We start from the raw sequence: 24030 nt of genomic DNA, 5'->3' as shown, positions 1-24030 counted from the left end.
TACATCATCGCATTCATGCCGCCGCACGCAACGGTCGGCCACACCCCCCGAAAGACCGCCATGACGCAACCCACCGCCGTGACCGCAATGACCGCCGCCGCACCAGCAACCCCTTTCGCGCAATTTGCGCCGCGCACGCCGCTGGCGAGCCCTTTACGGGCAGCCATCACGGCCGCGTATCGCCGCCCCGAACCCGAGGCGCTGGCGGCCCTGCTGGCCGAGGCCCGCCTGCCGCAGGATCAGGCCGCAGCGGCCGGCCAACTGGCGCTGCGCATTGCCAAGGCACTGCGCGAGCGCAAGGCCAGCACCGGCCGCGCAGGCATCGTGCAGGGCCTGCTGCAGGAGTTTTCGCTGTCGTCGCAGGAAGGCGTGGCGCTGATGTGCCTGGCCGAGGCGCTGCTGCGCATTCCCGACAAGGCCACGCGCGATGCGCTCATCCGCGACAAGATCAGCCACGGCCAGTGGGATGCCCACCTGGGCAAGAGCCCGTCGCTGTTCGTCAACGCCGCCACCTGGGGCCTGCTGATCACCGGCAAGCTGGTGGCAACGCACAGCGAAGGCAGCCTGGGTAACTCGCTCAGCCGCCTGATCGGCAAAGGCGGCGAGCCCCTGATCCGCAAGGGCGTGGACATGGCCATGCGCATGATGGGCGAGCAGTTTGTGACCGGCGAAACCATCGACGAAGCCCTGCGCAACGCCCGCACCATGGAGGCCGAGGGTTTTCGCTATTCGTACGACATGCTGGGCGAGGCGGCGCTGACCAGCGAAGACGCCAAGCGCTACTACGCCTCCTACGAGCAGGCCATCCACGCCATCGGCAAGGCATCTGCCGGGCGCGGCATCTACGAAGGCCCGGGCATCTCCATTAAACTGTCTGCACTGCACCCGCGCTACAGCCGCGCCCAGTTTGGCCGCGTGATGGACGAGCTGTACCCGCTGGTGTTGCGCCTCACGGCCCTGGCCAAGCAGTACGACATTGGCCTGAACATCGACGCTGAAGAAGCCGACCGGCTGGAGTTGTCGCTGGACCTGCTGGAGCGCCTGTGCCACGAGCCCACACTGGCGGGTTGGAACGGCATTGGCTTCGTCATCCAGGCCTACCAAAAGCGCTGCCCCTTCGTCATCGACTACGTGGTGGACCTGGCCCGCCGCACCCAGCGCCGCCTGATGGTGCGTCTGGTCAAGGGCGCGTACTGGGACAGCGAGATCAAACGCGCCCAGGTCGATGGTCTGGAGGACTACCCCGTCTACACCCGCAAGGTGCACACCGACATTTCTTACATCGCCTGCGCACGCAAGTTGTTGGCCGCACCCGAAGCCGTGTACCCCCAGTTCGCCACCCACAACGCCGAAACGGTGGCCACCATCTATCAACTGGCGGGCAGCAACTACTACGCCGGGCAGTACGAGTTCCAGTGCCTGCACGGCATGGGCGAGCCTTTGTACGAGCAAGTGGTGGGCGCCGTCACCGCGGGCAAGCTGGGCCGCCCGTGCCGCATCTATGCACCCGTAGGCACGCACGAAACCCTGCTGGCCTACCTGGTGCGCCGCCTGCTTGAAAACGGCGCCAACACGTCGTTCGTGAACCGCATTGCCGACGAAACGATTGCGCTGGATGACCTGGTGCGAAGCCCTGTCGAGGTGGTGGACGCGCAGGCAGCGGCCGAAGGCACCGCCGGGCTTTCGCACCCACGCATCCCCCTGCCGCAAGGCCTGTACGGCGCGCACCGCACCAATTCACGGGGGCTGGACCTGTCCAACGAAAACACGCTGGCGGCACTGGGTGCGTCGCTGCAGGGCTCGGCTGATCACGGCTGGATGGCCAGCCCGCTGCTGGGCGATGACGGGAACGACCACCCTGCAGGCCCCACGCTGCCCGTACGCAACCCTGCCGACCACAGCGACCTGGTGGGCCATGTGCGTGAAGCCACCGACCAGGATGTCGATCAAGCCCTGGCCTGCGCACAGGCGGCGGCGCCTGGCTGGGCCGCCACCCCGCCTGCAGACCGTGCGGCCGCTCTGCTGCGTGCGGCCGACCTGCTGGAAGACCGCACGATGCCGCTCTTGGGCCTGCTGATGCGCGAAGCCGGCAAGAGCGCCGGCAACGGCGTGGCCGAAGTGCGTGAGGCCGTGGACTTCTTGCGCTACTACGCTGCGCAGGTGCAAGGCACGTTCGACAACGCCACCCACGTCCCGCTAGGCCCGGTGGCCTGCATCAGCCCGTGGAACTTCCCGTTGGCCATCTTCATGGGCCAGGTCGCTGCAGCGCTGGCCGCAGGCAACCCCGTGCTGGCCAAGCCCGCCGAGCAAACCCCGCTGATTGCCGCCGAGGCCGTGCGCCTGCTGTGGCGCGCGGGCGTGCCCCGCGCCGCCGTGCAGCTGCTGCCCGGCGAGGGCGAAACCGTGGGTGCCCGGCTGATTGGCGATGCCCGCGTGATGGGAGTGATGTTCACGGGCTCCACCGAGGTGGCGCGCATTCTGCAGCGCACCGTGGCCGGTCGACTGGATGCCTCAGGCCGCCCTATCCCGCTGATTGCCGAAACAGGCGGGCAAAACGCGATGATCGTGGACTCGTCTGCCCTGGTCGAACAGGTGGTGACAGACGCCGTGTCGTCGGCCTTTGACAGTGCAGGCCAGCGCTGCTCGGCCCTGCGCGTGCTGTGCGTGCAGGACGACGCCGCCGACCGCGTGGTGGAGATGCTGCAAGGCGCCATGGGCGAGCTGCGCGTGGGCAACCCCACCGAGCTGCGCGTGGACGTGGGCCCGGTGATCGACGTCGAAGCGCAAGCGGGCATCGTCCGGCACATCGACCGGTTCAAGGCCAAGGGCCATCGCGTATTCCAGCACCCAAACCATGTCTCGGCAGCGAGTGCACACGGCACCTTTGTGTCGCCCACGCTGATCGAGCTGAACCACATCGGCGAGCTGCAGCGCGAAGTTTTCGGCCCCGTGCTGCACCTGGTGCGCTACGCCCGCAATGACCTGGACCAGTTGCTCGACCAGATCAACGCCACCGGCTACGGCCTCACACAGGGGGTGCACACCCGCATCGACGAAACCATTGCCCGGGTGGTAAACCGCGCTCATGCGGGCAACGTGTACGTCAACCGCAACATGGTGGGTGCCGTGGTCGGGGTGCAGCCCTTTGGTGGCGAAGGCCTGTCGGGCACGGGCCCCAAGGCGGGTGGGCCGCTGTACCTGCTGCGCCTGCTATCGCAGCGCCCGGCGGATGCCCTGGCCCGCACCTTTGCAGAGGCCGACCGCGCCACCGCGCCCGACGATGTCCAGCGCCAGCGGCTGCTGCAACCGCTTGCCATGCTGCAGCAGTGGGCGCAGAGCGAGGGCAACGCTGAACTGGCGGCCGCCTGCCAGCGATTTGCAGCCGACACGCAAAGCGGCACCGCACGCACCCTGCCCGGACCCACCGGAGAGCGTAACGTGTACACCCTGGCCCCACGCCAGCATGTGCTGTGCCTGGCGCAGAGCGAGAGCGACCTGCTGGTCCAGACCGCGGCAGTGCTGGCCACTGGCGGCGCCGCGCTGTGGCCTGGCGAGCGTGCAGCACTGCGCAGCCGGCTACCCGCGGCCGTTCAGGCCCAGGTGGCCCTGCAAGACTACGTGCTGGAAAGCGGCTCGGCGGCGCTGGACGCGGTGCTGCACCATGGCGACGCCGCTTCACTGCAGAAGGTCTGCCAGGCACTTGCCCGGCGAGCCGGCCCCATCGTGAACGTGACCAGCCTGGCGCCCGGTGCCACCGATGTCCCGCTGGAGCGGCTGATCATGGAACGGGCGCTGAGCGTGAACACCGCGGCCGCGGGAGGCAATGCCAGCCTGATGACCATCGGTTGACGACCCCGGAGGCCGATTTCAAGCCAAATCGGCCTGTAGCGCCTGATTCATATGCCTCTATTGCTATAAAACATATAGCAACTCACACAGGGCTGGCCAGCGGCAGGTTCAGCAGCAGGTTCTGCGGCTTGATGCGCACCACGCCATCGGCGGTGGTGGCCAGGCCCAGGTACACCGGCTTGCCCGCCACATCGGCCCGCATCTCTGCGGGATTGGCAAACGTCAGCGTGAACAGGCTGATCAGGCGCTGCATGCGGTCGGCATCCACCGGGCGGTCTTCATACAGATCGTTCAGGATGGCCGTAGACTCCACATCCAGCCCCACATGCCAGCGCCAGGCGCTGTCGGTGATCTGGTGCGCAGGCTCGATACGCACCTGTACACCCAGCAGGTGCGCCACCCAGCGCTCCAGCACGCGGGCCAGGCCCTTGAGGCCCGACCGCGAATGGGTCATCTTGAAGGTCAGGCCGTGGCTCAGGTCTTGCGTCAGCTCGTGCGTGAGGTCCAGCAAGAAACGGAAGCGGGTGCTGTCCTGCCAGTACTGCGCGTCCGTGTCAGCGCCCAGCACCTGCAGTTCGATGCGCGGCTGCAACGCGCCACTTTCCAGCAGCAGCCGCCCCATTTCGCCCAAGCCCGCCGTCTCGTTGAACATGTCCAGCGTGGCACGGTCTCCAGCCAGCATGCGCCCGTCCTGCCGCGTCACGCGCTGCGGGCGAAACAGCATCTCGGCCGCGCGGGCCTCCACGGCGTCGTTGCAGTCGTTCAGCAGATTGCGCAGCATGGCCTGCACCAGCGCGTCGATAAACACTGCCGGCACGTTGACCGATCCGCCGCGCATCAGTTGCAGGTAGTACGCCTCCAGCGTTCCGGCGGCGCACAGCGCATCGCGAAAACGCAGAAACACCGCGTAGTTCTCGCGGGCATCGGCGTCCTCCAGCGCTTGCAGCTCGGCGGGCGCCACGGGCCGCAACGGCTGCGCGGCCAGAGATCCGTGCAATGCGACCTCTGCAGTGCAGGATTCAGGCACCAGCGCGAGCTCGGGCCGCGCCAGCAGCCACTGCACATACTCCGCGGTGGGCACGAGCCAGCCGCGTGCGTTGCGCTCAAGCCCGGTAAAGCCGCAGTCTGGCCAAAAATCGTGAGGGGATGGCATGAAAAATAGGTTCAGATAAAACTTGAGCCATCGCTCGGGTTGTGAGTCTCGCACACAGCACTCAAAGCTGTTGCCGCCTTGCGCGCCAGGCCTGCAGTAGGGTCGGAAATCCGGCATAGGCGGGAAATGAACCGTTATTCGACCGCTCATGCCGCAATCAAGGAAGGGCCTGAAGCGGATCATTGGACCAAAGCTCTATCCACGCTGCGCAGCTCCAGCCGAGCGATCAAGCTAACCTAGGAGTCATCCGATGCTAGGGAAGGTCTGCACAACGCTCGTTGCGACGAGTGCTGATGCGCGAGTTTTCAGATGGCGGCAACTGCGCCCTGATTCGGGTCATTCGAGGGCCGATTCGCGCCCCGTTATTGGCCCTTTCGGCCGCTGCGGACGCACTCATCCCCGGGCCCCCTGCAAAAGCGTTCGCCGCACCATCCACAGGTTGGAGAGCGCAAACAGCGTGTGCAGCTGCGCCGTGTTCTTGGCCAGGCCGCGGTAGCGCACCTTCACATGCCCGAACTGGCGTTTGATGACACGGAACGGGTGCTCCACCTTGGCGCGGATGCTGGCCTTCACATGTTCGAGCTTGTCCATGATCGCGCCCATCGGCTTGCTCTTGTCCAGGGCTCTGCGTTTGCCCGGGCGCAGCGCCACGTGCCAGTTGGCCTCGATGCCTTGTGTCTCTTCGCGTTTAGCCACGCCTTGGTAGCCTGCGTCGGCGAACACATCAGCTTCTTCGCCATGCACCAGCGCGCCGGCCTGCGTCACATCGTTGACGTTGGCCGCCGTGCCAATGACCGTGTGCACCAGGCCCGAGTCGGCGTCCACCCCGATGTGAGCCTTCATCCCGAAGTGCCATTGGTTGCCCTTCTTGGTCTGGTGCATCTCGGGGTCGCGCTCGCCGCTGCTGTTCTTGGTCGAGCTCGGCGCGGCAATGAGCGTGGCGTCCACCACCGTGCCGCTCTTCAGAAGCAGGCCCTTGGCGCTGAGCGTGGCGTTGACGGTAGCCAGGATCTGCAAGCTCAGGTTGTGCCGCTCCAGCAGGTGGCGAAAGCGCAGGATGGTGCTCTCATCGGGCAGGTTGTCCTCGCCCATGTCCAGCCCGGCGAATTCACGAAACGTCGGCGTGTCGTACAGCGCTTCTTCCATCGCCGGGTCCGACAGGTTGAACCACTGCTGCAGGAAGTGGATGCGCAGCATCGTCTCAACAGCAAACGGCGGGCGGCCACCCTTGGTGCCCGGGGCCGGCGCGTGCGGCGCAATCAGTGCCACCAGCTCGGCCCACGGCACCACCAGGTTCATCTCGTCGAGAAACTCGCGCTTGCGCGTGCGCTTGGTCTTGCGCTCGTATCCGCTCTCGCCCAGGCTCATTTGCTTCATGTCGGCAATGTCTCACATCACGAGGGTGGCGGCAGGGTTGTGCAGACCTTCCCTAGACATTTCCCAGACAACCAACCTGCTGACATCCATCGGCGTGACCGGCACTTTGGCTGCGCGAGCGGCAGAGCGTACCGCCCGGGACCATCCGCAGGCGGATCCGCTCACGTTTCTCAAGGAGCTGCGGAACACGCTCGAGCAGCTGGGAGGCACGGCCGCCGCAGGCAGCCCAGAACCGACAGCGACACCTGCTGCTCAGGCAACCGCGTACAAACCAACGGCAGGCGCCTTCAGTCAGAGCGTGGTGCAAGCACCGAGCGCGGCTGTCGCACTGAATACCAAACCTGCTAGCGCGCCGGCGGCCGCACCATTCAACAACCTGGAAGAGTTTAGAGCATGGGAAAAGGGCTTGGGCGATACATTTGCCGCCGACTATGAGCCGCCAGACTACATCCGCGTGGTCTCTATGGTCATGAGCGGTGGAGAAGACACTGTCGTCGACCGCTACATGTTCTTCAAGAACCATCCAGAGTTCGCTGCGGATTACGAAGCGGTCCGCAACGGGCAGCTGTCCAAATTCCCCACAGATGGATCGACGCTGGTAAAAAGCGACCTTACCTCCATGTCGCCAGAGATCGCCGCATATTACGAGGAACATCCGGAAGCACTTCTGGCTGCCGAGGGCTTCAGCATGGACCCGACCCTCGCGAGGCAACGAATGACCGGAGAGATCGAGTCCCCCTTCGGCGTCAACATCTCGGAATGGCTGACCCAAAACAAGTGGACCCCTGAGGGCGTCGTGGCAGAGAACAACCGGGTCAAGTACGCCAATGCCGACTACATAGGCATGGACGGCAAGGGCGCCGGTACATACAAGCTGCCCCGCCTGGACCTGGCCACCGGCAACATCATCAATTTTGATGGCCGGATCTACGACCCTGTGACCGGCGAACCCAAGGCCTGAAGCCCTCGCAATACCAGCGTCAACGCTCCTGACAGAGGATGACCGAACCTGCTCTTATTCATGCCCGTCATTCTTCAGGTGGTTGACGGACTCAGCCCCTCCAGATCGGTAGGGCTGAAGGGAGGGCAGATTCATTCCATGTTTTTTATCCGGCCTGTCAATCAGCTCTCCTTGTGAAAGCCGATCTACAGGATGACGCCACAGAAGTGTATTGATCGCACCAGAAATCACGCGGCCACGAGGAAGCGAGCGATTGAAGCCGCAAGCGCACCCACCTCCGTACAGTCTGAGGCGCGTTGAATTGGGCCCATTCCCTGCAGCGGTTATCGATCAATGATCATTCAGCTCGCGGCGAATAAAGTCAATCGCCTTGGCGAAATCCATTGTCTGAACGACGTCATCCAGGGGCGCCCACCGGCCGGTGACCCCTGTGGCCAGAAGATTGTCCATTTCGGTAAATACCTCCATGTCTGACTCCTCCAGCAGAGGCAGCATCCGCACAAGGATCTCGTGCTCGGCACTTGTCAGTGTGGATTGCTTAGGCTCGTATTCAGCCTGCTCTTGAGGTGGTGCGTCGATACCCAGATCCTGAAGGCCCTGGCGGGTCTGTGAGGCGATGGCCTGCAACCGTTGCAGATCCCACTGTGCACCTTGCTTGCAGGACTGTTCTGCCTGTCGTGCCACATCAGCCAGAGCATCTGCGCCAACCACTGAAGCCACACCTTTCAAAGTGTGTAGCGAACGCTGCGCTTCGGCGGCACCGCCAGCGCGGTGCGCGTCTTCGCAGGCCTGGAGCAGTGTCGGCAGATCGCCCAGGAACTGGGCACTGAGCTTGTCGAGCAGGCTGTCGCTACCACCGACCCGCGCCAGGGCAGCAGCCCGGTTGAGCAGCGGCAGGCTTACCTGTGGGTCGGCCATCGGCTGGGGATCGGACGACAGCCCTCCCCCGATGGTCTCGCCATTGAACGGCGCGACCCCCATCTCTCCCCGGGTCCATTGCAAAAGGGTGGCGGTAAGCCGAGCGAGGTCGAAGGGCTTGCCGACGTGATCGTTCATGCCCGCGGCCAGGCAGGCCTCCCGGTCACTGGCCATGGCGTTGGCGGTCATCGCGATGATGGGCAGGTCGGCCAGGCAAAGCCGTTCGCGTATGGCACGGGTCGCGTCCAGTCCGTCCATCACAGGCATCTGCATGTCCATCAGCACCGCGTGGTAAGGGTTGTGTGCCGTCATCGACGCTTGCACCGCCTCCACGCCGCGCAGCCCGTTGTCAGCGATATCGACCAGAGCGCCCTGGCCAGTGAGGAGTTCTTCTGCCACCTGCTGGTTGATGGCATTGTCTTCCACCAGCAGGATGCGCAGGCCCGCCAAAGGGCGCACGGCGCTTTTGGTGACCCGGGGGCCCGAGGGCTTGCTGTCCACATTGAGCGCGTCGCGGATCGCGTCGGTCAGCATGGAGGCCGTCACGGGCTTGACCAGGTAACCGTCGATCAGCGCCTGCACCTCGGTGGTTTGCTGGGCCAGCATTTCGCGCCCATTGGCGCTCACCATCAGGATCACCGGTGGCAAGCCTCCACCCGGCTCTTGTGCTGCCAGCTGGCGGATTCGGGCACTGGTCTGCCAGCCATCCATGTCAGGCATCTGCCAGTCGATGAAGATCGCCCGGTAAGGCGTACCCTGATCCAGGCGCGCGTGAACCTGCGCAAGACCCGCTTCACCGCCTTCTGCCACCTCGACTTCCCAGCCGATGGTGCGGCCCATCGTCGCCATGAGCTCCCGCGCCAGGGGGTTGTCGTCCACCACCAGCACCGGTCCGTCCAGTGCGGGCGATGCGCCGGTATCGCCAGACCCGGGCGCAAAGGCGGCGGTCTCTTCGATGCCAGCGTTGCTGACCAGCGGCAGCGCAATGGTGAACGAAAAGGTGCTGCCATGTCCCATGGCGCTTTGGAGTGCCAGTTGCCCGCCCATCATCTCGATCAACCGCCGGCAGATCGACAGGCCCAGTCCCGTGCCTCCAAAGCGCCGGGTCGTGGACGCCTCCGCCTGGGTGAATCCTGTGAAGATCTTGTCTTGGTGTTCGGGCGCGATGCCAATGCCGCTGTCTCGCACGGCAAAGTGCACCCGCGCATGGCGGGCGCTGCCTTCGCCTTCAAGGCCCTCAAGGCGCACGTGCAGCACCACTTCGCCGCGCTCGGTGAATTTGATGGCATTGCCGCCCAGGTTGATCAGTATCTGCTGCAGCCTCAGGCTGTCACCCACCAGATGGCGCGGAACGCGCGGGTCGATGTCGAACAGGACCTCCACGGGTTTGTTGCCCACGCTGGCAGCAAAGATGACCGACAGATCGCGCATCAGCTGGTCGGTATTGAAAGGCTGCGGGTCCAGCGTCATCTTGCCCGCTTCCACCTTGGAAAAATCCAGGATGTCGTTGAGCAAGCCCAGCAGTGATTTGGCTGCGCCTTCCGTCTTGCTCACATAGTCGACCTGGCGTGGTTGCAAAGGGGTGTTGTGCAACAGCTTGAGCATGCCGAGGATCGCGTTCATCGGCGTTCGGATCTCGTGGCTCATGTTGGCCAGAAACTGGCTCTTGAACTGGCTGGCCTGCTCGGCGTGGGTTTTGGCCGCCAGTAGCGCTTGAGCTTGCAGGTGCCGTTCGGTCACGTCCTGGATGCAGCCGATCAAGGCGACCGGCTCATCGTTTTGCACCTCCACCTCGCCCAGCATACGCACCCAGATGGGTCGGCCCTGGGCCGTGACTACGGGCAGCACCACATCCCAGCTTTCGCCCGTCTCCAGTCCGCGGGCTACCAGGTCCTGTATGACGGGCCGCGCCTCGGGCGTGAAATAGTTGAGGGCCTCGTCCAGGCTCGGCTGATCGCCCACGGGTACCTCGTGGATACGGCAAGTCTCGGCCGACCATTCGAGCACCCGGGTGCGGAGGTCTACGCGCCAGGCGCCGACCCTGGCAATCTGTGCGGTACGGTCCAGCAGAGCGGCCCCGCGCGCAATCTCGAACTCGGCATTCTTGCGGTCACTGATGTCCGAGCCCGAACCGATGTAGCCCACAAAGTCGCCCGCCTCGTCATACCAGGGCGCGCCGTTGATGGACCAGTAATGCACCCCGTCCGCATCGGTACGCCGGTACTCGAAATCGCGAATGACCATGCGGCTCTCCATGAGGGCCTGGTGCTCAGCCCAGGTGGAGCTGATGGGCTCAACGTCCATTTCCCACCGCCGCTTACCCACTGCCAGGGTATTGAGCTGCTTCAGCAGCGCCGTGTCACCGCATTGGAAGCGTGTGAACCGAAACTGGGCATCCGTTTCCCAGAACCACTGTGCCGAAAGCTCGGACAGGGTTTTCGTCCGGGCCTCGCTCAGGCGCAGCGCGAGTTCGGCCTGTTTCTGTGCCGTGATGTCCTGGTGCGTTCCATACATCCATCCGGGAGACCCATCTGTTTCGCGGCTCGCGAGCTGGCCCCTGTCGTGCACCCATACCCAGTGCCCGTCCCGATGCCGCATCCGCCCCTGCACTTCGTAATAGTCCGACTGTCCGGAAAAATGTCTCTCCAGAGCCTCCTGTGATGATTGAAGGTCATCCGGGTGCGCCAGTCTGGCCCATGTATCAATGGACACGGGCTGCAGTTCCTCAAGGGTGTAGCCGACCATCGCAGCCCAGCGCTCGTTGAAAACCGTCTGCCCGCTCGGGACGTGCCACTCCCAGGTGCCTACGTTGGTACCACGGATGATGTTGTCCAGGCGCGTGCGCTGCGTTTCGATCTCCAGCTGTGCACGTTTGTGCGCGGTGATGTCGATGCGGATGGAGATGTATTTCTCAACCAGGCCATCCACTCCCAAGAAGGGCACGATGGTCGAATCGACCCAGTACAGCGAGCCGCCTTTGGCGCGATTGCAGACCTCGCCGTGCCACACCTGACCTGTCGAGATCGTCGACCATGCCTCGTGCCAGAGGCTGTCGGATTGCACTCCGGACTTGAGCAACCGGTGATTGGCGCCAATCAACTCCTCGCGGTCATAGCCACTGATGCGTACAAACTCGTCGTTGAGATCAACGATGGTGCCTTGCAGATCGGCCACCGAATAGATGGTGCCCTGATCAATCGCATTCATGAGCGCCTTGTTCTCGCTCAAGGCTTGACGCAGCTTCATTTCCTGCCGCTTCTGCGCTGTCGTCTCACGTGTTGTTCCCCGGTAACCCACGAAGTGTCCGAAGGTGTCGAACACCGGAAAGCCACTGGCAGCGTAGAAATGGATTTCGCCGTTGGGCAACTGCCGCAGGTACTCGAAATTGCGGTAGCTGGCCCGGCGGTCATGGGCGGCGATGTGCTCGCTCCAGTCGCCATTCAGAGGTTTGGCGCCCGGGATCTCCCAGCGCCGCTGGCCAACGTCCGGCATGGTGAGAGCACCCGCGTCTGCGTCATACGTAACTACAAGATTGGTGAAGAGGTAATCGGAATCGGTCTCCCAGTACCAGTCGGATGCCACTTCCAGCAGGCTCTTGAAGTGTTGTTCGCTTTCGCGCAGGGCACGTTCGGCCTCCTTGCGGTCGGTGATGTCGGACTCGATGGCCATGAAGCCGATATGCTGGCCTTCGCTGCTGTAACGCGGCTGAATGGCCAGCGCCAGCCAGTACAGCCGGCCATCCTTCGCGCGGTTGAGGATTTCTGCCTCGCACGGCCGCAGCGCTGCTATGGCCTCGTGCAGTTCCCGCACAGTCACGGGGTCGGTTCCGGAACATTGCAGGAAGCTCCCGGGCTTGCGACCTCTCGCCTCTTCTAGGGTATAGCCCGTAATGCGCGTGAAGCCCTCATTGATCCATTCGACAAGACCCTCGGTATCGGTGAGCACGACCGCATTGGTCGCCTCGCGTGCCACCTGCGCCAGCAGATCCAGCTGCTGCTGCTGAACGTCTGATTCCAGCAGCGCCTGCAACAGCCGTTCATTGGTCTCGCGTTCTTTTGTGATGTCCAGCCCGATCTCGATGAAACCGGTCAGCTGGCCCGTCTCGTCGCGGATGGGTTGCACCTCGGTATCGATCCAGTATTCCCGTCCGCTCTTTGCCCGGTTGAGGATTTCGACGCGGCAGGCCGTGCCTCGGGTGCTAGCCTCCGTCAACGCCGCCAATGCGGCGGGGTCTGCCTTGCCGCTGCTCAGCAGTTCACCGGGCGTTTTGCCCCGTGCTTCATCCAGGCTGTAGCCAGTGACGCGCGAAAAGCCATCATTGACCCAGACGATACGCAGGTGCGGGTCGGTCATCAGCACGCTATTGGCAGTGCGCTGAGCCACCAGGGCAAGCTTGCGCAGTTCCACAGTCATGCGCTGGGCCGTGGCGATGGCCCGTTGTCGGCCGCTGGTGAGCTGCCAGATAGACAAGGCCAGCAGAACGCTGAGCACCAAACCGGCAGCACCCAGGCCATACACCATCGGGCGATTGGCAGTGGCCTCAAAAGCCGGCGTGCTGTCGGCTGTGAGATACAGCGTTTCGCCCAAAAGCTCAAGCGCCTGCTCCTTTCGCAGCCCTGAGTGGCCTGCGTCATTCGCGCCAAGTTGGATCAGTACCTTCCCGCCTTTGGACGCTGGCTCGTCCGTCAGCTGTAACCGCAAATCACTGGCCAGCAGCGAACCCAGACCAGGCTCCAGCAGTTCTTCAAGCACGATGGGCGCATAGGTCGCGCCGCGAAAAGCCGCACGACGCTGTTCGGGCGTGCCCAATGGCTGCCCCGGGTGGTACACGGGGACGAACAGCAGGAAACCTGGACGCGACAGCTGGTCCTGCACCAAGGTGATGATTCCGGTCAAGGCAGGCTGTCCGCTGCGCGCGGCACGTTCAATCGCTTCACGTCGCACCGCTTCGGATCCGACATCCAGGCCCTGGGCAGCGCGGTTGCGTGCCAGCGGTGCGATGAACTTGATCACCATGAGGTCGGCGGCGTCACCCTGCGTGCGCACCTCGAATTCGGGCGCACCATCGGCACGCTCACGTGCAATGAAAGCCGCCAACTGAGCGCGTTCGACCCGCTCGATGAAGCCGATGCCGCGCACACCGGGAAATTCCTGCTCCAGGTTGCGCGAGGCCACATAGCGATCGAAGGCCGCCCTGTCGACAGACCCGTTGACTGCGTACACCCCCCGCGCACCGGCCAGCCCGTAAACGGGTGTCTGGAAACGCCGTGTGATGTCGTCGCTCACCCGGCTCATTTCGCTGTCAAAGCGCGTTTGCAGACGCTGGCTCTGATAGTTGTACAGCGTCGCGGACATCCACGCCGTCAGCGCGAGCCCCAAGCAAAGCGCGAGGGCGGCCCACAACAGGGGAGGTAGTAGATCGCGTCGGTCCGCCGGGACGGCGGTTTCAGTGGAAGGGGCGTGAAACATGGGACGCGACGACGTGACCTTCAGATTCTGTTCGCCGCACTCTATCAAATTGGTTTACATTGAAAACACATTGTTACGCAATGACGGGGCCTCCGCCATACTGAGCGGGCGCTCAGTTGCCAAACATTCAAGCCCCATGAACGCAACAAGACTTGACGTGGTGAAGCTAACCCCTTTAGATCATCGGGAGCGGTACATCGTGTTGTCGCACCCAGCATGCCGGTCTCACTTCACCAGTTGGCAATCTGTGCCCGCGCGCCAATCCATTGAAGCGAAACGAAGATTGAGCTCGCCGGTTCGCGCCAATGCATTGACAAGCAACACAGCGAGCCCGTCGGCGTCGTGCAGCCGCGGGAACGATCCCGTTCAACGGTGCGGATTCGCAGAGGCAGTGGCGCAGCTGGAAGACCCGCCGACGATGGTGCCGCAGTCGTTTCACAACGGCTCGCTCAAATCGCTCGCAAGCCAAGCGTGCGAACAATCGCCCACATTTCATCGGGTCCCCGATGAGAAGTACACCAGGGGCCATGATCGCCTTGACGTGCCGCACAAACGCCTCCCCTGTGCATTACGTGCAACGCTCGTTGCACAAACCGACGGGCTGGATCTGCTTGATGTGTCCGCAGCCGCGGCCGTGAGCCAAACGCGGCAATACCCTCCTTTGGCAATCCCGTCATGAGCCTGGCCCCACCTAAAAAACTGCGAGTCCTGGTCGCTGATGACCACCCCCTGAACCTGCGCCTGGCGGTGCGTGTTCTGCGTGATATGGGGCATGGCGGGGTCGTGGTATCTGATGGCGCTCAGGCGCTGCGCGCCATGGAAGCGCAGGATTTCGACCTCGTTTTGATGGACGTCACCATGCCCGTGCTCGACGGGGTGCGCGCCCTGCACGCGATCCGCCAGCGTGAGGCAGGTGCGACCCGCACGCCGGTCATCATGATCACCGGTCACGACTCCGCCGACGACCGTGCCCGGCTGCTTGGGGAAGGGGCCGATGGCTACCTCCCCAAACCGCTAGACAGCAATGCACTGCAGGGAGAGTTGCAACGCTTGAAACTTGTGTGAGGTGGTGGCCTGTGTGCTTGTTTCGCCTGTAAAGATGCCGCTTTTGATCGTTTTGCCAATGTTGACGTGCCCCATATTCAGTTTCCTGGGGCGCTGTAACGGGCGCCCATCGTGTGAGAAGCCAGCGTGGGTCGTAAGACCGGATCCTTTTGGAGACAACGAATGAGAAACAACCAACCCGTAACGGGAAAGGCGTATCGGTTTCCAGCCGATCAGACATTGATTTCGGTGACGGACCTGAAGGGCAGGATCACGTACTGCAACAACAACTTCACCATGACCAGCGGCTTCCAGCAGGACGAGCTGTTAGGCCAGCCGCACAACATGGTGCGGCACCCCGACATGCCGGAGGAAGCCTTCCGTGACATGTGGGACACCATACAAAACGGCCGCCCATGGAGTGCGCTGGTGAAAAACAGGCGCAAGGACGGCGACCACTACTGGGTGCGAGCCAATGCCACGCCGGTGCGCAGTGGGGACAAAACGGTGGGGTTTCTGTCGGTTCGCACCGCGCCGGACGACGACGAGGTGGAGGCCGCGGAGCGGCTCTATGCCACCATGCGGGCCGAAGCTGCGGCAGGCAAACGCATCACGGTGCTCAAGCAAGGGCGAGTGGTGCGCAACAGCCTGATGGGGCGCATGGCGCAATGGTTGAACCTTGGCACCGGTACCCGGATTGCCGGCCTGATTGCCCTGCCTGCCGTGGTGGCGATTGCGCTGGAGGCGCTGGGACTGCCGCTTTACCTGGGGCTCGCAGCCACCGCTGCCATCGTGGCGCTGAGTACCGCACTGGCCTACCGCATGCTGGTCCAGCCCATGGTGGATCTGCTGGACACCGCCAACCTGCTGGCTGCCGGCGACCTGACCCGTGCCGTCAAAGTCAATGCCAGCGGACCAGCGGGCGAATTTCAGCTCGCCCTGGCTCAACTGGCAGTGAGCGTGCGCACTGTGGTGCGCGACGTCCGCCATGAAGTGGCCAACCTGCGCGGAGGCACCCAGGAAATCGCTGCGGGCAACAACGACATGTCTGGACGGACAGAGTCGCAGGCGAGCAGCCTGGAGCAGACCGCTGCATCGCTGGAGGAAATTACCGGCACCGTGCGCAATACCGCACAGATGGCCACCGAGGGCGCTGATCTTGCACAGGAGGCCGCAGCCACGTCGCGGCGCAGCCATGAAGCGGTGCAGCTGGTGGCAGAGACCATGAAGGAGATCTCACAGTCGTCCAACAAGATTGGTGAAATCCTTCAAGTCATCGAAGGTGTGGCGTTTCAGACCAACATCCTTGCTCTCAACGCAGCGGTCGAGGCCGCGCGCGCCGGCGAACAGGGTCGAGGCTTTGCGGTGGTAGCGGCCGAGGTGCGGGCGCTCGCACAGCGCACGTCAGGCGCGGCCCGTGAAGTGCGCGAGCTGATCACCGACTCCCGCGCCCGTGTCGAGGCCGGTACCCGTATCACCGGCGAAGCGCAGTCCCGCATGGACGAGGCGATGGCGTCGGTCGAAAAGACCGTCAACCTGCTGGTCCAGATACGCACCGCCAGCACGGAGCAGGAAACAGGGGTAAGCCAGATCAACGAGGCAGTGGCGCAACTGGACGGCATCACGCAGCAAAACGCCGCGATGGTCGAAGAACTGGCCGCTGCTGCGCAGTCACTGGACCGCCAGGTGGCGCTGGTGCACAACACCATCCGGGTTTTCAAGCTGACCGACAAAGACATCACCCTGGCCGAGGAAGATGCCGTGGCCATGCGCAAGGAACGGGTGAGCTCGCATGTGGAAGAGGACGAACTGGATTTCGAGAAAGCCCTCGCGGCCCACCAGCAGTGGCGCATCACCCTGCGCAACGCCGCCTTGAAAGGTGGCAAAGTGGATGCAACCAACCTGCGGCGCGACGACTGCTGCGAACTGGGTACCTGGATCTATGGGGGCGGTGGTCGCAAGTGGGGCCGGGTGCCGGCGTTCAGCGAACTGGTGCGCCATCACAAGAGCTTTCATGAAGAGGCTGGCAAGGTGGCTGACCTGCTCAACCAAGGACAGGCCAGCCGCGCCCAGGCCCAGCTGGAGACTGGCACGCCGTTCATGAAGTCTGGCCAGATGGTGGGCAGCAGCCTGCGGCAGTTGCGCGGCATCGTGCAGGCAGGCGGTGCCACGCCAATGGTCCACGATGTGCAGGCCGCCCCGACGCCCGTCAGGCGTGCCGCCACTGCGGCGCCGAAAACTCTGCCGGTTACGGCGGGGGCCGGCAGCAACAACGACGACTGGACGTCGTTCTGATGCAGGCTGTTTCGCCGCCGTGAATATGCGGTCAGGCGGACAGGTCGGGCGATGAGCACCTCGACAGGGCGCGACTTCATGCAGGGGAGCGCCAACCGCAAGACCGCGGTCGTCAGGAGCAAGGCGACTGCGCCTGCCCCCGGCCGGCGGGCATTCGCCTCCGCACGCCGAGGTGCAGCATTGCGTCGATGAAGGCCTACGCAGCTCACGGCGTTCGCCGCACAGCAAGCCGTTGGCATGCATTGGCCAGTGCGTGAGGCAGCTGCGGGAAGTGCGGCGAGATCTTTTGCGCAGGGTTGCAGCCGACACAGGGACTAGCGATGCCCCGGCCCCGTGCCGGGTGTCGGCAAGTCGACCGCGGTTACGGTGGTCGCTTCAGGCCATGGTCCCCATCGTGCTGGGCCCCTGGCGATAGCCCACCCGGCGAACCGCCCTGACATCGCGAACATCTCGCGCCGCCGCTCAACGCCGTGAAATCTCTGCGCACTACTCCCACTCAATTGTCAACCGGAACGAAAGCTTGGACTTCTTCGTTCGGTGTTGCATCAATTGAGATGGTACGAGCGATTCGTCCAAAGTCGTCCATACCGTCAGCTTTACCGTCATGGTTTGTTGTCGATTTGGGCGTAGTCCAGAAAAACCCAACTACGCCCTACTCCGTCCGAACATACAGCAAACTTAACGGCATTTGGTTGTTCATCGAAATCCCATGGGATTGAGTATGTCCGCGGCTACGGCATCGCTTCGCGTAGCATCGCTTCTAGAGCCGCGCGTACAGGCGCCGGGTCACTGCGCTTTGGGCAGATGTCTCTCAACAAACGTCAACATCTCGCTCCGCGTAATGTCCGTGAACTTGTTGCTGCTGCAGATGGGGAACGGGTTGTATTTGTTGAGCGCCCGAGTGCACACGTTGTCTTCCGCCCGACGACCGACACCTCGGGTTGGCGAGTCCCATGCATGCGTGGCGCCCTCAAAGTTCGTCCACTTCTCGACGCCCTTGAATACTTTGTCCACGTTGCACTGAGACAGCGGCGTGGCGGTGTCGGCAGTTCCGGTGAAAGCGATCACAGGTGCCACATAGTTGCCTAGCGGAGGAGCGTCTTCCTTGTCCGTACTGCCGCTAGGCGAACGACCGAAGATGGACTCCTTCACGTAGCAGTTGGGGTAAAGCGACACACCACCGGCTAGCAACGCCTTCACTTCGCCACTGAGGTTGTGATTGGAGAACGTGAACCGCCCCGGGTTTCGAGGAGGCTCAACACTCTGAGAGGATTGAGCCATGAAGAAGACGAACAAGTTCTCGCCTGAGGTGCGTGAGCGCGCAGTGAGGATGGTGCAGGAGCAGCGCGGGGAGTACCCTTCACTGTGGGCCGCCATCGAGTCCATCGCCGCCAAGATTGGCTGCGTGCCACAGACACTGAACGAATGGGTCAAACGCGCCGAAGTTGATGCAGGTACGCGAGAAGGTGTCACCACGGCCGAAGCCCAACGGGTCAAGGAGCTGGAACGCGAGGTCAAAGAATTGCGCCGGGCCAACGAGATATTGAAGCTGGCCAGCGCGTTTTTCGCCCAGGCGGAGCTCGACCGCCGGTTGAAGTGATGTACCGGTTCGTGGACGAACACCGCGAAGTCCACGGGGTCGAGCCGATGTGCAGGCTGCTGCAGATCGCCCCGTCGGCCTATCGCAGGCATGCAGCCCGGTTGCGCGACACCGGCCTGCTCAGCCACAGGGCCCGGCGCGATGCGGTGTTGATGCCGACCATCGAGCGGGTGTGGAACGCCAACTTGCAGGTCTACGGCGCCGACAAGGTGTGGATGCAGCTGAACCGCGAGGGCGAGGTCGTTGCTCGGTGCACGGTCGAGCGCCTGATGAAGCGAATGGGGCTGCAGGGTGTCAGACGCGGTAAGGTGATTCGCACGACCATCAGTGACCGTAAGGCACTGTGCCCGCTGGACAAGGTGAATCGGCAGTTCCATGCACAGCGGCCGAACCAGCTGTGGGTCTCGGACTTCACCTATGTCTCTACCTGGCAGGGCTGGCTCTATGTGGCATTCGTCGTTGACGTCTTCGCCAGGCGCATCGTGGGCTGGCGCGTGAGCACATCGATGACCACGGACTTCGTTCTCGATGCTCTGGAGCAAGCGCTGTACGAGCGGCAACCCGAGCGCGACAGCAGCCTCATTCACCACTCGGATCGCGGCTCGCAGTACGTTTCGATTCGGTACTCGGAACGCTTGGCAGAGGCAGGGGTCGAGCCGTCTGTGGGCAGCAAAGGCGACAGCTACGACAACGCCCTGGCCGAGACGATCAACGGCCTGTACAAGGCCCAGGTGATCCACCGACGGACTTGGAAGACCCGCGAGGCAGTCGAGCTCGCCACGCTGACGTGGGTCTCGTGGTTCAACAACCATCGTCTGATGGGGCCGCTGGGCTACATCCCGCCTGCTGAAGCTGAGGCAAACTACTACCGCCAACTCGTCGAGCAATCAGCTGCAGTGGCATGAGCACTTAAACCAAACAGCCTCCGCGAAACCCGGGGCGGTTCACAACTTGCCTCTCCTTGAAGCCAGATTCACCCAGTCAGATAGAACGACACGGCATCCGCATAGCAAGCTCAATCCATCTGTAGCGCAAGTGATCTGTACCCATGATCTCGAAGGCGTCTTGCACGCTCAAGTTGTTTGCGAATAGCGCTTGTATGTTCCTGTGATGTTGCTAAATCTGGCCTTATGGGATCAACGTAGCTCCTGTGCTCTTTTCCTTGGGCGTCTGTGTAAACTTCTCTTTCAAGTTTTCTGAGCTTTATCGCAATATCTAAATCAGATACCCCTTGGTCATGGAGATCGAGAATTGCAACATATGAAGCAAAAACACCTTGGCGGCCTTTCCTTGACGGAAGCGCATCAATAAAGCCTGCTTCCTGCAACTCTTTTTGTTGCTCAGCCAAGTAATTTTTAACAGCCTCTATCTGGTACTCGATAGGGAGGCGAGCATCAAAGGTAGCACGAACCAGCGTGTCGCCGTCAAGTGAAAGTGGTTCGGGATCGCGTCCAATGGGTATTCGCTGACCATCAACTGGATGAAAAGACGGGGGCGAGGAAAAATTGTCCATTATAAAAATAGCGCCATTAATTCCCCTTTTCAAAGGAAGTATTTCAGACTGAACTGGTCTATTTATTTTATTCTTCACACCGCCTGAATCAATCTCTACCGCCTCTTTAATACCCAAAAGAACTTCCCTGCCTACCCCTTTCCAATCGGACTTTTCAAAGCTAATGTCTTTATCATCAAGCCAAGGCGCTCTCACCAACGTTGCTTCCATGGGGACTGAGTAGAACCAAATCGCATCTGCCTGTTCCGCGGTCATTTCTTCAATGCCTGGATCGATCCATTCAAACAATCCGTATTGATCTGCACGAAACTCAGGCATGACTCGCAAAATGAGATCATCGACGTCTTCAGCAATCGACAGGTAATGCTTTTTTGCTTTTAAAAATCGCTTTCTCGAAATCTTGACATATTCATCGAGAGTCTTATTTTCGTCTTTTTCGTTCCACAAATAGTTGCGATCAAAGAGCTTTACTGGCAGCGATCCAAGTTGGGACCAATTCTCAGCATATGAATCCAGCTGTCCACGGATTAGCTTTTCAAACACTGCTCGCTGCTCTTCCCTAAGTGAGGCTAAGAAAGCGTAAGCATCCCGATAAACACGATTACGCCGTAAAAACTGCCAAGCCCATTGACGATTTGTTTTATTGACAATCGAAGATAATTTCTTTGTTGCCATAAAAATATCATCCTATTTTCATATCAACATCCGCCGCAGCCACTTTTGCAGCGCGAACGATTTCTCGCACGCTTTCGTCACGGCTCCAAGCCTCGATCATGTCGGCCCAGGCTTGGAGCATGACTCGCCGTTGCTCGCCATACTCGGCTTTGTTGTAGACACCCCGGATACTGCCCTCTTCGTACGCGAGGCATTTTTCGATCCAATCGCGGTTAAAGCCAGCCTCGTTCAGTAGCGAAGATGCTGTGCGCCGCAGGTCATGGACCGTGAAGTTCTGAAAGTCTTCACCCTTGGCTCGAATGGCTTCCACTGCAACCTCAATCACAAGGTTCAATGTTGCGTTGCTGATGGGCGTATCCATGTCGTATCGACCGGGATGCAGATAGCGTGATGACGCAAAGCAGGTTTTGAACGTCACCAGCACGTCTTGCGCCTGTGTGCTGAGATACACCACATGAGGTTTGCCTGTCTTCATTCTCTCTTTGGGGATCGTCCAAACGGCGTTGTCGAAATCGACTTCACCCCATGTTGCGTTCACAAACTCACCCTTGCGCACCATCGTCAGCATTACGAACCGCAACGCCAAGCGCAGGGTCGCAGAGGTTGCCGTTGTGTCCAGTACGGCAAGGAAGCGACGAATTTCTGTGGGATTCAGCGCACGGTCGCGTGCCTTGAATGTGGCAATGTCGCTGGGTCTGATGGCTTCAGCAGGATTCGTCACAGTGAGTGACTTGTCCTTGGAAACAGCGAAGCGGTACACCAGCAAGACGATTTCCCGGACTTGGACGGCTGGGGCAGCGGCACCCTTCTCGCGGATGCTCTCGCAATGCTTCATCAGTTGGGCAGGATTGATTTCGTCCAGCTTGAGCTTGCCGAACGGTCCTTCCAGATACCGCTTGTAGACCGAGCGCCGCATTGCCAGCGTGGAGTCGGCCAGACGAGCACCGTTGTTGGGATCGGCCTTGTCTGCGAAGTATTTTTCTGCCCAGCGCCCGAATGTCAGGGAGTCTGCTGCTTCTTGGCGCTTTTCGACTTTGGTTCTGGAGGGTGACTCACCGCGTTCCACACACCGTCTGGCAACCGTGAGCAATGAACGGGCTTCGGCCAACGAGACCGTCATGCCGAAGTCGAGTTCAGCCGGGTCACGGGGATGCTTGGCACCCGCCGTGTCGTCGTATCGGCCAATCGTCAGTGTTTCTCGTCGGCCATTGAGGCGGTAGTCATAGCGAAACGACTTCGTACCTGCGGTCGAGACGGTCACGTACATGCCGTCTCTGTCAGCGACTTTGAAAGTTTTTTCTTTTGGGCGCAGTTTGCGCAGTTCTGTGTCTGTGAGCATGGTGGCTTTCCTTGTAAAACTTTACCGTCAAGGCCCTTGTCGGTAAAGGAAAGCAGCGCCTCAGAGATTCACAGATTTACCGTCACAGCTACCGTCTAAAACTTTGGCTTTGGCTGCATCCCGCTAGGTGCCTTTGGATGCATAAGCTATTGATTCTCAATGTAATTTTGTGAAATTCAAGACGCTGCTGAACGTCTTGAAGTCACTGTACATTATTCCCACTCAATCGTCGCAGGCGGCTTGCTCGACACGTCGTACGTCACGCGGTTGATACCACGCACTTCGTTGATGATGCGGCCAGACACCTTCTTGAGCAGCGCGTAGGGCAGCTCGGCCCAGTCGGCAGTCATGAAGTCGCTGGTCTGCACGGCGCGCAGCGCCACCACGTAGTCATACGTGCGGCCATCGCCCATCACGCCCACGCTTTTGACGGGCAGGAACACGGTAAAGGCCTGGCTGGTGAGGTCGTACCAGGTCTTGCCGGTGGCGTCGTCGACAAAGTTGCGCAGCTCTTCGATGAAGATCGCGTCAGCGCGGCGCAGCAGGTCGGCGTATTCCTTTTTCACTTCGCCCAGGATACGCACGCCCAGGCCGGGGCCCGGGAACGGGTGGCGGTAGACCATCTCGGGCGGCAGGCCCAGGGCCACGCCCAGTTCACGCACTTCGTCCTTGAACAGGTCCCGCAGGGGCTCCAGCAACTTCAGGCCCAGCTGCTCGGGCAGGCCGCCCACGTTGTGGTGGCTCTTGATGGTGACGGCCTTCTTGCTCTTGGCGCCGCCGCTCTCGATCACGTCGGGGTAGATGGTGCCCTGGGCAAGGAAAGTGGCGCCCTTGTGGCCGCCGTCGCCAGCCTTCAGCTTGGCCGCTTCGGCCTTGAACACGTCCACAAACAGACCGCCAATGATCTTGCGCTTGGCTTCGGGTTCGCTCACGCCGGCCAGCTTGCCCAGAAAGAGATCCGCCGCATCCACGCGGATCACCTTGGCGTGCAGCTTGCCGACAAACATGTCCATCACCATGTCGCCCTCGTTGAGGCGCAGCAGGCCATGGTCCACAAACACGCAGGTGAGCTGGTCGCCAATGGCGCGGTGGATCAGCGCTGCGGCCACGGACGAGTCCACGCCGCCCGACAACCCCAGGATCACTTCCTCGTCGCCCACCTGCTGGCGGATCTGCTCCACGGCCTCGGCAATGTGGTCGCGCATGACCCAGTCGGGGCGCGTACCGCAGATGCCCAGCACAAAGCGCTCCAGCAGCGCCCTGCCCTGCACGGTGTGCGTGACTTCGGGGTGGAACTGCACGGCGTAGAAGCGGCGATCTTCATCGGCCATGCCTGCGATGGGGCAGCTCTCGGTGCTGGCCATGAGCTTGAAGCCCGGGGGCAGCTCGGTGACCTTGTCGCCGTGGCTCATCCACACGTTGAGCATGCCGTGGCCTTCGGCCGTGGTGAAGTCGGCAATGTCCTTGAGCAGCGCGGTGTGGCCGCGTGCGCGCACGGCCGCAAAGCCGAACTCGCGCTTGTGGCCCGTTTCGACCTTGCCACCGAGCTGCTGCGCCATGGTCTGCATGCCGTAGCAGATGCCCAGCACGGGCAGCCCGAGGTCAAACACCGCTTGCGGTGCGCGGTCGGTGGTGTCTTCGGTCACGCTGGCGTGGCTGCCCGACAGGATGATGCCCTTCAAGCTGCCGTCGGCGGCGTATTCGCGCACCCACTCGTCCGTCACATCGCAAGGATGCACCTCGCAGTAAACATGCGCCTCGCGCACACGGCGGGCGATGAGCTGAGTGACTTGCGAGCCGAAATCGAGGATGAGGATTTTCTGGTGTTGCATGGCAG

Annotated in this window: 12 protein-coding genes and 1 other annotated feature; of the genes, 5 read left to right on the top strand and 7 right to left on the bottom strand. The window is 62.0% G+C overall.

The window, feature by feature from the left end; translation table 11 throughout:
- The first annotated feature begins 60 nt into the window (after window positions 1-60).
- On the top strand, window positions 61-3849 hold the full coding sequence (putA, locus tag ACTPOI_RS18615; protein WP_440111457.1) for a trifunctional transcriptional regulator/proline dehydrogenase/L-glutamate gamma-semialdehyde dehydrogenase: 3789 nt from the start codon (window positions 61-63) through the stop codon (window positions 3847-3849).
- An 82-nt stretch (window positions 3850-3931) separates the two neighbouring features.
- On the opposite strand, the gene ACTPOI_RS18610 is transcribed toward putA, so the two are convergent.
- Together ACTPOI_RS18610 and ACTPOI_RS18605 are read right to left on the bottom strand one after the other, a co-directional pair.
- The gene (locus ACTPOI_RS18610) at window positions 3932-5002 is read right to left on the bottom strand and encodes a DUF6352 family protein (protein WP_440111455.1); all 1071 of its coding nucleotides are present in this window, start codon (window positions 5000-5002) and stop codon (window positions 3932-3934) included.
- A gap of 393 nt (window positions 5003-5395) precedes the next feature.
- Window positions 5396-6379, bottom strand: coding sequence for an IS5 family transposase (locus ACTPOI_RS18605; RefSeq protein ID WP_440111453.1), 984 nt, complete (start codon window positions 6377-6379; stop codon window positions 5396-5398).
- A 7-nt stretch (window positions 6380-6386) separates the two neighbouring features.
- Here ACTPOI_RS18605 and ACTPOI_RS18600 point away from each other — a divergent pair, with 7 nt between their 5' ends.
- Window positions 6387-7340 (top strand): hypothetical protein, encoded by a 954-nt coding sequence (locus ACTPOI_RS18600; RefSeq protein ID WP_440111451.1) that lies wholly within the window; start codon window positions 6387-6389, stop codon window positions 7338-7340.
- Window positions 7341-7670: 330 nt separating this feature from the next.
- Here the strand turns inward: ACTPOI_RS18600 and ACTPOI_RS18595 are convergent, their stop codons facing one another.
- Window positions 7671-13775: a PAS domain S-box protein gene (locus ACTPOI_RS18595; RefSeq protein WP_440111449.1), complete on the bottom strand. Its 6105-nt coding sequence runs from the start codon at window positions 13773-13775 to the stop codon at window positions 7671-7673.
- A gap of 627 nt (window positions 13776-14402) precedes the next feature.
- Between ACTPOI_RS18595 and ACTPOI_RS18590 the strand changes: the two genes are divergently transcribed.
- Together ACTPOI_RS18590 and ACTPOI_RS18585 are read left to right on the top strand one after the other, a co-directional pair.
- Window positions 14403-14792, top strand: coding sequence for a response regulator (locus ACTPOI_RS18590; RefSeq protein WP_440111447.1), 390 nt, complete (start codon window positions 14403-14405; stop codon window positions 14790-14792).
- Window positions 14793-14954: 162 nt separating this feature from the next.
- On the top strand, window positions 14955-17066 hold the full coding sequence (locus tag ACTPOI_RS18585) for a methyl-accepting chemotaxis protein (protein ID WP_440111445.1): 2112 nt from the start codon (window positions 14955-14957) through the stop codon (window positions 17064-17066).
- Window positions 17067-17852: 786 nt separating this feature from the next.
- On the opposite strand, the gene ACTPOI_RS18580 is transcribed toward ACTPOI_RS18585, so the two are convergent.
- Window positions 17853-18362: a hypothetical protein gene (locus ACTPOI_RS18580; RefSeq protein ID WP_440111443.1), complete on the bottom strand. Its 510-nt coding sequence runs from the start codon at window positions 18360-18362 to the stop codon at window positions 17853-17855.
- On the opposite strand from ACTPOI_RS18580, the gene ACTPOI_RS18575 reads away from it, so the two are divergent.
- Window positions 18346-19571, top strand: a protein-coding gene (locus tag ACTPOI_RS18575; protein WP_440110987.1) for an IS3 family transposase whose coding sequence is annotated in 2 segments (ribosomal slippage) — window positions 18346-18634 and window positions 18634-19571 — 1227 coding nt in all. Because the reading frame shifts where the segments join, the coding sequence is not laid out codon by codon here. The genes ACTPOI_RS18580 and ACTPOI_RS18575 overlap by 17 nt on opposite strands.
- Window positions 18624-18740, top strand: a sequence feature (AL1L pseudoknot). (Overlaps the previous gene by 117 nt.)
- Window positions 19572-19681: 110 nt before the next feature.
- Here the strand turns inward: ACTPOI_RS18575 and ACTPOI_RS18570 are convergent.
- The 3 genes from ACTPOI_RS18570 to guaA form a co-directional block, all read right to left on the bottom strand.
- Window positions 19682-20854, bottom strand: coding sequence for a hypothetical protein (locus ACTPOI_RS18570; RefSeq protein ID WP_440111442.1), 1173 nt, complete (start codon window positions 20852-20854; stop codon window positions 19682-19684).
- A 7-nt stretch (window positions 20855-20861) separates the two neighbouring features.
- Complete coding sequence (locus ACTPOI_RS18565; RefSeq protein ID WP_440111440.1) at window positions 20862-22193, bottom strand: tyrosine-type recombinase/integrase; 1332 nt, start codon at window positions 22191-22193, stop codon at window positions 20862-20864.
- Between the two features lie 212 nt (window positions 22194-22405).
- Window positions 22406-24025: a glutamine-hydrolyzing GMP synthase gene (gene guaA, locus ACTPOI_RS18560; protein ID WP_440111438.1), complete on the bottom strand. Its 1620-nt coding sequence runs from the start codon at window positions 24023-24025 to the stop codon at window positions 22406-22408.
- Window positions 24026-24030 lie beyond the last annotated feature (5 nt).

The organism is Acidovorax sp. BL-A-41-H1 (assembly GCF_051942715.1).
This window is presented reverse-complemented; position numbering and strand designations above follow the sequence as displayed.